At 54.2% G+C, this 6,633-nt stretch carries 9 protein-coding genes; 5 read left to right on the top strand and 4 right to left on the bottom strand.

The window, feature by feature from the left end:
- A partial coding sequence (locus tag PGX04_RS08080) for an outer membrane protein assembly factor BamB family protein (RefSeq protein WP_273738031.1) occupies nt 1-705 on the bottom strand: 705 nt, incomplete at its 3' end.
- A gap of 1,189 nt (nt 706-1,894) precedes the next feature.
- Here PGX04_RS08080 and PGX04_RS08075 point away from each other — a divergent pair.
- The 5 genes from PGX04_RS08075 to PGX04_RS08055 all read left to right on the top strand — a co-directional run bounded on the left by PGX04_RS08075 (nt 1,895) and on the right by PGX04_RS08055 (nt 3,892).
- Nucleotides 1,895-2,170: a PadR family transcriptional regulator gene (locus tag PGX04_RS08075; RefSeq protein WP_273738030.1), complete on the top strand. Its 276-nt coding sequence runs from the start codon at nt 1,895-1,897 to the stop codon at nt 2,168-2,170.
- Between the two features lie 89 nt (nt 2,171-2,259).
- Complete coding sequence (locus PGX04_RS08070; protein WP_273738029.1) at nt 2,260-2,565, top strand: hypothetical protein; 306 nt, start codon at nt 2,260-2,262, stop codon at nt 2,563-2,565.
- Nucleotides 2,566-2,717: 152 nt separating this feature from the next.
- Entirely contained in the window at nt 2,718-2,921 is a 204-nt protein-coding gene (locus PGX04_RS08065) for a hypothetical protein (RefSeq protein ID WP_273738028.1), read from the top strand.
- A 213-nt stretch (nt 2,922-3,134) separates the two neighbouring features.
- On the top strand, nt 3,135-3,509 hold the full coding sequence (locus tag PGX04_RS08060; protein ID WP_273738027.1) for an HTH domain-containing protein: 375 nt from the start codon (nt 3,135-3,137) through the stop codon (nt 3,507-3,509).
- Nucleotides 3,506-3,892: a PIN domain-containing protein gene (locus tag PGX04_RS08055; RefSeq protein ID WP_273738026.1), complete on the top strand. Its 387-nt coding sequence runs from the start codon at nt 3,506-3,508 to the stop codon at nt 3,890-3,892. Before PGX04_RS08060 ends, PGX04_RS08055 begins: the two co-directional genes overlap by 4 nt.
- A 761-nt stretch (nt 3,893-4,653) precedes the next feature.
- On the opposite strand, the gene cas2 is transcribed toward PGX04_RS08055, so the two are convergent.
- The 3 genes from cas2 to PGX04_RS08040 all read right to left on the bottom strand — a co-directional run bounded on the left by cas2 (nt 4,654) and on the right by PGX04_RS08040 (nt 6,624).
- Nucleotides 4,654-4,884, bottom strand: a complete 231-nt coding sequence (gene cas2, locus PGX04_RS08050; protein ID WP_273738032.1) for a CRISPR-associated endonuclease Cas2 — start codon at nt 4,882-4,884, stop codon at nt 4,654-4,656.
- A gap of 39 nt (nt 4,885-4,923) precedes the next feature.
- On the bottom strand, nt 4,924-5,280 hold the full coding sequence (gene cas1 / locus PGX04_RS08045; protein WP_273738025.1) for a CRISPR-associated endonuclease Cas1: 357 nt from the start codon (nt 5,278-5,280) through the stop codon (nt 4,924-4,926).
- A gap of 264 nt (nt 5,281-5,544) precedes the next feature.
- On the bottom strand, nt 5,545-6,624 hold the full coding sequence (locus PGX04_RS08040; RefSeq protein WP_273738024.1) for a pyridoxal-phosphate dependent enzyme: 1,080 nt from the start codon (nt 6,622-6,624) through the stop codon (nt 5,545-5,547).
- Nucleotides 6,625-6,633 lie beyond the last annotated feature (9 nt).

Raw genomic sequence — 6,633 nt, 5'->3', positions numbered from 1 at the left:
GGTCGCGGGGTCGAAAGCGAACGTTCCCGTCTCCGTTCCAGCGTAGACGACGCCGTTCGCCGCGGCGGCTCCGGTGATAAATCCGGACTCGTGCTCGTCACCGTCGCCCGACTCGACGATGGCTGATTCTTTTCGCCATCGGACTGACCCGTCGTCGGCCTCGAGCGCGTACAGGGTGCCGTCGACGACGACGAAGACGCCGTCGTACGCCACCGTGTGGCTGCCCGTCCACTCCTCGGGACCAAGCTCGCTCTTCCACCGGACGCTGCCGTTCTCCCGATCGAGCGCCACGATCTCGCCGCCGTCAAGGTACACCGTCTCGCCGGTTACCGCGGGGGAGTCCGCGTCGATGTCGGTATTCTCCCAGACGACAGAGCCATCCGCGGCGCCGAGCGCGACGACGCCGTCCGCGGTTGTCGTGTAGACGACGTCGTCCGCAACGGCGACGGCGCCGTCGTGGTCGACCGACCAGGCGGCCTTGAGCGCCTTACTGTCGAACGCGTGACCGTCTTCGATAAAACGTGCGTGACCAGCGTTGCCGGCGAACGACGCCCAGTCCTCGTCCATCCCCGGGTTGGGATCGACGCCCGGATCCGGCAGCTCCGCGACGTCGGCACCCTCTGATCCCGTTACGGTCGACGCAATCCCACTCATTGCGAACGCTGCACCCGCTGCCAGCACCGATCGTCTATTCCATGCGGTCATCCTGTCCTTTTGTTATGGTAGATGCATAAATACTTTCTGCGGAGATTATACCCTTTGGAAATGTATTAGTGTAATTATTTTCGGGAATGACAAAGGTAGGTCTGGAGAGAAATTCTTTGAGTAAGTGCTCGACGTCGATCAGGATGTGATCGAGAGTATCATCGAAGAGTCTTCGGATCAATTCTAAGACTTTTTTCGCGTGTTATCTCCTGATCTTGGAGCCTTAAGGTTCTCTATTCGCGACAGATATACACACGAACTGCTTTGTTGACTCGATGGAAACACTGCTATGCCATGAGAGCGTGAACCAAACCATAGGGCGCAAGAGATCGACCGCTGTTCTGTGCCATCGAGCACGTTCTGTTGATTGGTCCACGTACGAAAGAAGCCGAGTCATGTGTATAACAGACCGGCTGCCGTGTCCAGCGGCAGCCGGGAAAGCCGAATAGGTGAATCTCTGCTTCACGCATTGGCGTCCCGCTCGAGAAGACACTGATCGAGAAGAGGAACACGATCCCAGATAAGGAGTGCGGTGACGGAGGATCTGAGGATCGCCAGTATGGCGGTCCTCAATGGTCGTCCAGTGTCAACGTGAGCGGCTGCTATGATACGACAGCGATCGTATTGCAACAAGGTTCCGACCGCCTGTCGGTTCTAACAGGAGGAGACAGCCGTTACTACACAACTATTTTCGCTCTTGTGTAGTACATTGTTGATGTAGAGCCATCTTGCGATTCTGTGGTGATCGGAGCGAGACTAGAACCCGGTCGTTGGGCGGTTAGACGGTCAGTTTCTGTTCCAACTCCTTTCTGGAGAGCTGTATCAACAATCTCCTACAGAAAAGCGTTGCTACTATAATAGCTATTGAAAGCCGGTGGTGCAGAACTTTCCACAGGCTTTGTACTTATTGCTCTGTTGAATTGGGTACAGCGTCGGGGGAGGTGTACGACAGCCACGAACGAGAGGTCGAAGGACACCATCTCAGAAATCACTCTTCATTCTTGTCCCCAAGCCAGATAGGTATACTATCCATAGCTGCTAAACGAACCGCCTTCTGCCGCAATTTTCACCGTTTGGTTGGGTGTAAGAACACATTCAACAGGGAAGAATATTCTACTTTCACAGCGCGGAAACATACAATTCTCTGTGAAAAGAAGTCAAATACAGCATCGTTGAATACTCTCGTAATATGGATGACCTCACCGGCTTCCAACGAGACCTCCTGTACGTGATCGCAGGCGCCGACCGCCCGTCCGGACAAGATGTCAAAGAGGAGATAGAAGGGTACTATGAGAGCGAGATCAATCACGGTCGGCTGTACCCCAACCTCGACACGCTTGTCAACAAGGAGTTGGTCGAGAAGGGGGAACTCGATCGACGGACGAACTATTACGCGATCAGCGACGCAGGAGAGCAAGCGATCCAGGATAGACGAGAGTGGGAAGATCAGTACGTCGAGTTGTAGTGCAACCCATATTCGTTCGAGACCGTTGGAAATTCCGACTATTTCGCCAATGAGAAGGCTTATACTGGCAAAATTGAGTCTACCACTGTATGCCAAGTGAGAGAGCGATGACAAACATCGTTACAATAATTGGTCGTGGAGTGCCATCCAACTACGAAATTAGCGTCGATGGTGATATTGAACCAGTTGAGGCTGACTCGCTCGAGAAAACCACAGTCGTCTCGGAACATGCTGTCGAGGGGACAATCGAAACCGGCGTCCATCGGTTCCAGTTTTCTGGGGAGCTAGCGAATGTCCATGTTCTCGATTGGAACGGAACCGCTGCATCCGAATCACCGAGCACACCGGAAGTCCACATCAATTACAATGTCCCCGGCCGGAAGAACAATAGCTAGACTGCCAACGCGATCTCGCTTCACTAAATCCTAGAGAGTTGTCTGAGAAAGCGCTTGCTGCTCGAGCGGTGACCCCATCTGCACGGCCTGGTTGTTTTCAGTAGATCCTATTATTGTGAGCACAGCTGCTAGTCGCAGCTACGGCCCGACCGATGGATGATCGAGTAACCCTTGGGGTCCGGCGGCCAGAACAGCACACCACCGAGTGGGTCGTTGGTATCACCGTATCGCTCTGGCGGGAGGAGTGTCTCGAGAAAGGCGTCGGCAGCGTCGAGGAGCGTCTGGATCTCCTCGAGAGCGCGTCGGTCTCGATCGTCCAGGTCGGTACGTTCTTCCGCTTTTGTGTTATAGGTTGATATGGGTTTGTCCTCTGGACGAGACAGCCCAGCTCGAGTGTTCTAGCACTCGAGCATTTTACCGAACGAAACGCCCCAAGGAACGGGTCTGTCCCTAATCATACCCACGTGAGTACAGATAATAATGGTATGTATCGAGACCAGCAGCCACAACCCTGGGATAAGCCGACTCACGTGAGAACACTTTTGGTACTCACGTGCGTAAAGTCACATATGAGCAAACCAGGTCCAGCACCAAAGATCACTACCGAGAACGTCCTTGGTGTCTTCGCTGAGCGTGACGACGACGCTGAGCCGCTTACTGCACCAGAAATCGCAGAGCAGCTTGACTGTACTCGCCGGACTGTCCAGAAGCGTCTCAACGAACTCGAGGAGCAGGGGGCTGTCACGCGCAAAAAGGTTGGCAGTCGGGCTGTTGTGTGGTGGGTCTCGAGCAACGACGAGCGTTCGGACACCCCTGACTTCCGGGCAGGGTATGGTGCCCTCGCCGGTAGCAACTTCGCCGATGAGGTCGAAGCGGTCGGTGACGAACTCGACCGTGACTTTCGTGAGAGTGAGCGCGAACTGTTCGCTGACGATGACGCATGAAGGTTCTCGAGACGAGCTTTCTTGTCGATTATCTCAACGAGCAGCCATACACAATCGAGTATCTCGAGGCGAACCCACAGTCTAAATACGTCGTCCCAACGATCGCGATGTACGAGTTGTACGCTGGGGCGCTCCGATCAAACGCCACCGAGACGATCAGTACAGTTACCACCGCTCTCGAGTGGGCCGATCCCGTTGCGTTCGATGACGATGCGGCTCGCGAAGCGGCTGAGGTCCGATCAGGGTTGCTCGGCCAAGGCGAGCCGATCCCGGCACCAGACACACTGATCGCCGGTGTTGCTCGCTCCCTTGAGGCCGAACTCGTTGCCACCGATAAGCACTTTTCTCGGGTCCCCGGCATTGGCGTCTATAACCCTCGGTGACCATCACCGCAAGCCACACATCTGACTAACTTCTGTGTCGGCGGAATCGCACCGGTAGCGCATGGAGCGTCTGACAATCCGTGTCCCCGAGGAGATCAAGGAGGGGCTCGAGCGCATACAAGATGCTGAGGTTGACTGCTGCAAGGATGACAACAACCAGATCTCGCCGGGATCGAGGGGTTCGGCGGCGCTCAATGGCCGGGCCGCAGACCGCACAGCCACAGCTACCGCTAAAGAAGTCTTCCGCCTGCCGTTAGCCAAAAATAGTACCTGGTCGTCTTCAGGCGATTTTCTTGTTCTTTAGTCTACTCACCTGATGGTGTGAAAATATCATGTCATTTCTGATGGTTTGGTTAGATAGCAGAATTCCCATAGGTAAAGACGGATGACCTCATGGGCCCGTCTAAAACGGTTGCACTCATGGATCGTGTTCTTCTATGAAGTCCCTTCAATCCCTCATGGGTTCGTCTGAAACCATCGAGAGGGATCACCTCTCGATAATGGGTGGCGTCCTTCAATCCCTCACGGGTTCGTCTGAAACAACCGCTTTCTCTCGTACAGTTCGCATATCACTTCCTTCAATCCCTCATGGGTTCGTCTGAAACCCGCCGGTATTTGGGCGAGTGAGCGAATCTAAAGTGCGAGTTCACAAAGAGATTTCCATCGACCACCAGTTTGCCCGCTACCCCCGGGGGTCGATGAAATTTACATGCACTACAAACCAAGCATTGGTCAGGTGAACCGACTACCTGGTTCTTGGCTCACACCAAACGTGGTAAAATCAAATGCTGCCGGGCTTGTCGATTCGAAGACAACAACCGAGTCCTCCGCTCCAGTCCGTCTTCAATTTCATTCTTCATAGCGATAACCTGACCATCTGTGAGTTCCCTGAAAAATACAGAGTGTTGGAGATGTTCTAACCGTCGACGCAATAGCTTCCGAAAGATGTGGGTCCTCTCGGCCGGGACATCGTATACAACGATCACATGCATCTCACCATCACCGTTCCGTTGCGTGGTAGGGCTCATCAGTCAACACATATTTTTCAGACTATATATGTCGGTCTGGACGAGTGTTTTGAAACTCGCGTGCCGATTCAAGCGAGGATGGTCGATGGTTTCGTCAAGTGTTTCTTCGAACTCCTGAAGGACTGTCATTCGTCCATCCTCGTTTAGCAGACAGCCCTCGAGTTCCTCCTCGAAATCACCAATCGATAGCTGTTGTCGGTTCACTAATCGAAAGAGTAGTCGATCCGCGAGGGTCGGTTTGAATATGTCCGCGATGTCAAGCGAGAGCGTGAATCGCCGTTCACCAAGCTCGTGAACAAAGCCGATCGTCGGATCAAGAGCCGTCTTACGAATTGCGGAAACGCAAGTAGTGTATACCATTCCATTCAGGAACGAAATAGCTGCGTTTGCCTCGTTTATCGGGGGGATTATACTCTCGGTGCGTCAATGTGAATGGATTACGAAGAATTTGATCAAAAATCACAATAGGTCTTCCGTGCATTCCCCTCGACTGACCGGAGTTCATTGATGTCAGCATCCAATGAAACAGACTGTTGGTTCTGTTGAAATCATCTTCTTTAGACATTTATTCATATAGATTTACCGAACTTCACATTCGAACGTATGGATGAGCGTACCGTCTGGTTACATCTTTAATCCATGACCCGTGAGTGGCATTACCGCGTCTGCATCTGGCCCAAGCGTTCCGCGTTCTTGATACGCCGCAAGTGCCGCAGGCGCGATCGCTGAGGTCGGTTCCACGTAGAACCCGTGTGAGTGGAGCCGGTCTAACTCCGTTTGCACCTCGTCTTCCGTGATCGCAATCGCATCGCCATCGGTCTCAGCAATCGCATTCAGGAGTTGTCGTTTTCGTGTCGGCTCCCGTATCTGGATGCCATCTGCGACATTGTTCTCGCTCTCGGGGACTACGTTGAGTTCGCTCGCAATCGGGGCATATCCTGCGGCTTGCGCGCCGAGCAGACGTGGCACCGTATCGATCCACCCTGCTTCGGACAACGCCTTGAATCCACGGTACACGCCCAGGAACAGCGTTCCATGGCCGAGTGGCATCACGATCGCGTCAGGGATGTTCCAGTCACGTTGGAGTGCGACTTCGTATGCGAACGTCGCCGTCCCAGTGAAGAACGCTGGACTCCACGAGTGACTCGCGTACCATGCATCGCCCGATTCGACAGCCTCGATGCATGCATCAGTCACGGCTTGGCGTCCACCTTCGATTCGAACAGGCGTCGCACCGGCCCGTTCGATTGCTTGGAGTTTCGCATCTTTCACCGACGCTGGCACGTAGATCTCTGCGTCAAGTCCAGCGCGAGCCGCGTAGGTCGCGATGGCGGCCCCAGCGTTCCCCGATGAATCTTCGACGACTCGATCTGCGCCACACTGGATTGCATGGCTGATCGTCGTAGTTGCACCCCGATCCTTGAAGCTGCCCGTCGGGGAGATGTATTCGAGTTTGTACTCGGCATCCCACGTTGTTGACGAGACAAGCGGCGTCATCCCTTCACCTAAAGAAGGGCCTTTCTCCATGGGGAGGAACATATCGAACGACCAGAGTCCGTCTCGGGTATCGAACTGACCGGGGTCTGGCCGGTCGGATGACGGAAGCGGTTGGTGAGTAAAGTCAAGGACGCCGCCACACTCACACCGCCACTGATCGGTGTACGCCCACCCACACGAAGAACAGACAAGTTCGGGAGTATCCATGGACTCTCT

This window comes from Natrinema soli (assembly GCF_028618695.1).
This window is presented reverse-complemented; position numbering and strand designations above follow the sequence as displayed.

Excerpts from the sequence above, each read along its gene's own strand:
- PGX04_RS08065 (WP_273738028.1), top strand. The coding sequence starts at position 2,718 with ATGGATGATCGAGTAACCCTTGGGGTCCGGCGGCCAGAACAGCACACC.
- PGX04_RS08075 (WP_273738030.1), top strand. The coding sequence starts at position 1,895 with ATGGATGACCTCACCGGCTTCCAACGAGACCTCCTGTACGTGATCGCA.
- PGX04_RS08070 (WP_273738029.1), top strand. The coding sequence starts at position 2,260 with ATGCCAAGTGAGAGAGCGATGACAAACATCGTTACAATAATTGGTCGT.
- cas1 (WP_273738025.1), bottom strand. The coding sequence starts at position 5,280 with ATGGTATACACTACTTGCGTTTCCGCAATTCGTAAGACGGCTCTTGAT.
- PGX04_RS08055 (WP_273738026.1), top strand. The coding sequence starts at position 3,506 with ATGAAGGTTCTCGAGACGAGCTTTCTTGTCGATTATCTCAACGAGCAG.
- cas2 (WP_273738032.1), bottom strand. The coding sequence starts at position 4,884 with ATGCATGTGATCGTTGTATACGATGTCCCGGCCGAGAGGACCCACATC.
- PGX04_RS08040 (WP_273738024.1), bottom strand. The coding sequence starts at position 6,624 with ATGGATACTCCCGAACTTGTCTGTTCTTCGTGTGGGTGGGCGTACACC.
- PGX04_RS08060 (WP_273738027.1), top strand. The coding sequence starts at position 3,135 with ATGAGCAAACCAGGTCCAGCACCAAAGATCACTACCGAGAACGTCCTT.